The organism is Ruegeria sp. AK11, from assembly GCF_056541095.1.
The window spans coordinates 1-2,402 of record NZ_JBQFXU010000032.1 but is presented as its reverse complement, the minus strand read 5'-3'; the positions used below and the strand labels follow the sequence as shown (position 1 = coordinate 2,402).

Genomic DNA, 2,402 nt, shown 5'->3' with positions numbered 1-2,402 from the left:
GAATTGTTTGACAGGTTCGCCATTCTTGCGCGGCGTAAAATTCACATTTGAGCAATGGTATCTTGACAGATTAATATGCCAAGAAAAATCGATTATACCTTCAACGTCATAAGTCTGACCTATGGATGACCTTACATAAGAGTTTCGATGTGATCCGAGGGAGCCTCGTGTGGCAAGCTGATCAGAATAGAGAATAGACGGGGATAACCAGACGGTTCCTTTCCTTCAGTACAAACGCCCCAGTTCCCTGATCCTTTGCGGATAATCGTCTGGAAAACGCCAGATGACTTCGCCGGGTGCGCGCACCAGTCCGCGCGCGGCGGGGTCTTTGTTGGTCAGCAATGACAGGAAAAGATCGCTGCTGGCCCATGGTGAAGATCGGAAGTACCAATGCCCGTTGCCAGTGCCCGCCTCTTCGGCATCCGTCACGTCGATGACATGCAGCCTTGGGGTCCGGGCCAGCTCCGCTTGCACCGCAGGCACTGCTTCGCCGGGCGGCGAAGTCTCTCCGACGCGCTTGCGGCCAAAAACAAGCCTAGACATCGCCAGCGCGGAATCCGTTTGCGACTGATAGATCGTCAGGTCCGTAACCGCATCGAGAAGACCGTCCTCGATAGCATGAATGAAATAAGCGCGATCCAGATCGCTGCCGATCAGGATGAGCTTGCCCAACCGCGCGTTTCCCTCGGCCCCCAAAGCAATTTGATAGGCGGCGTCAAATGCCAGCCTTGTCCCGGCACTGTAGCCAATCAGGTGGATGCGACGGGCATCGGTAAGGGCCGAGAGAAAGGCAATCAGCTCGCGCAGATAGCGTCGCGAGGCCAGCGCCGATTCCTGATCGCGGAAATAGGCCAGCGTACTTGGGGTTGCTGTCCAGTTGTAACTGATGAAAGCGCCCTGATAGCCCAGGAAATGTTGCAACTGGCTTGAGACCAGAGTGGAATAGTCGAAATCCACATTATAGCCATGAATGTAGATGAAAATGTCCTTGTTGGCCGATTGTGCCAATTGCGCACTGATTTGTGACGCAAAATGGCTGCCGGCGGCTTCGACTTCGGCACGGCTGGGTGGCGTATCCATGTAATTGATAGCGCTGAACGGCAGAATGCCGGTCTCGGTCACGCCCACCACCCGCAGCCTATAGTCCCGATCCCGCGCCGCGGCGAGCGTTATGCGCCTTGCGTTTTCCCAGCTTTCAAGCGGCGGGTCCGACGCAATCTGCGCGACACCCGCCCGCAGCACGTGCCCCCGTGCATTATTGTAGCTTTTCTGCGGGTCGTCCGGTTCTGCGGGCTGGCGGTCGGTTGCGTAAAACAGACGCGCCCGCGACTCGAAATTACCCTCGGTCACATCCCCGAACGGGTCAAGCGTGCCATTGGCAAAGACCGTTGGCGAAGGCATGATGTCAATTTCATTGTAGGTTTTCGCCGCACACCCCGTCAGGGTTATGAAGATAATTAGCCAACAGAACCTATGCATCAGACACTTTACGCCCCAGAATTTCCGCCGCATTGAGATTTGCCGGCACGAGCTTTCAACCATTTTTGCAAATGGACCACCGTTGGCAAGCCTTAGTGGATGCCTGCGACAACGATGGCAGCAGATTGCGGGCCGGGACCGTGGATGATGCTGTCTGATAGACGTTTGAAGGGTTCGAGTAAGCGGCCACATTAACCAATGGTCGCCGATTTCGGGGTCGGCTTCTTGATGAGTCTTTTACAATGTGAAACTACGCAAAGGCGCAAGGGACCATGTGAAAACGGCTATGAAACGGGCCAGATGTTCATCAAGGTGAAGGGCATGTGCGAATAGTCATGAACGTTTCCTGCACTGAAAAGGTTCGCACCAGAATTTTACCACTCTTGGTTGTCCGGCTCCCGCCGCAAGTTTGTGGGCTCCAAAAGAATGTTTGTTTGCTGTTTTTTACCTTGGCCTCACCCTATCCAGGGATCGAAGCTTCCAGAGAACCCGGCGCAATTCAGCGGTTTTTCGATTGGATGAAACTCCTCCAGTGCACTGCCTGTGCCCCAAAGTTAGAACGATTTGCGATCGTGTGGCTTTTTGTTGCTTTTTCTTGACCGGGCAAACGAATTGATACATTTTACCAAAATAAAACCAGAATGGAGCACAAATTATCACGAATATAGACCGTTTTTGTCGCTCCATACCGCCCTTGAGTCAGAGGTTTCGTCTCGGTGTAAGGATGGTTTCGGAGGGGCGGCAGTGCTAATAACGGAATGTCCTGTGCGGACTGGTTATGGTAACCTGAAATAGAAAGGTATCGCCCCGACAGTTTGCAGTTAACTGCACATTATGAGGGTGCAATTCTGTCAAATTGGCGGTCACTGGCTTCACTTCACCCAAAGCGCCTCGCAAAAGAAGGCACCCAACAAGAATGATCA

General features: G+C 53.3%; 1 protein-coding gene. It reads right to left on the bottom strand.

Going from position 1 to position 2,402, the window contains the following annotated elements; translation table 11 throughout:
- Positions 1-225 precede the first annotated feature (225 nt).
- Positions 226-1,401 (bottom strand): alpha/beta hydrolase, encoded by a 1,176-nt coding sequence (locus ACR0D9_RS20545; RefSeq protein WP_480484963.1) that lies wholly within the window; start codon positions 1,399-1,401, stop codon positions 226-228.
- Positions 1,402-2,402: the final 1,001 nt, after the last annotated feature.

Coding starts and splice junctions, on each gene's coding strand:
- ACR0D9_RS20545 (WP_480484963.1), bottom strand. CDS start 1,401: ATGCCTTCGCCAACGGTCTTTGCCAATGGCACGCTTGACCCGTTCGGG.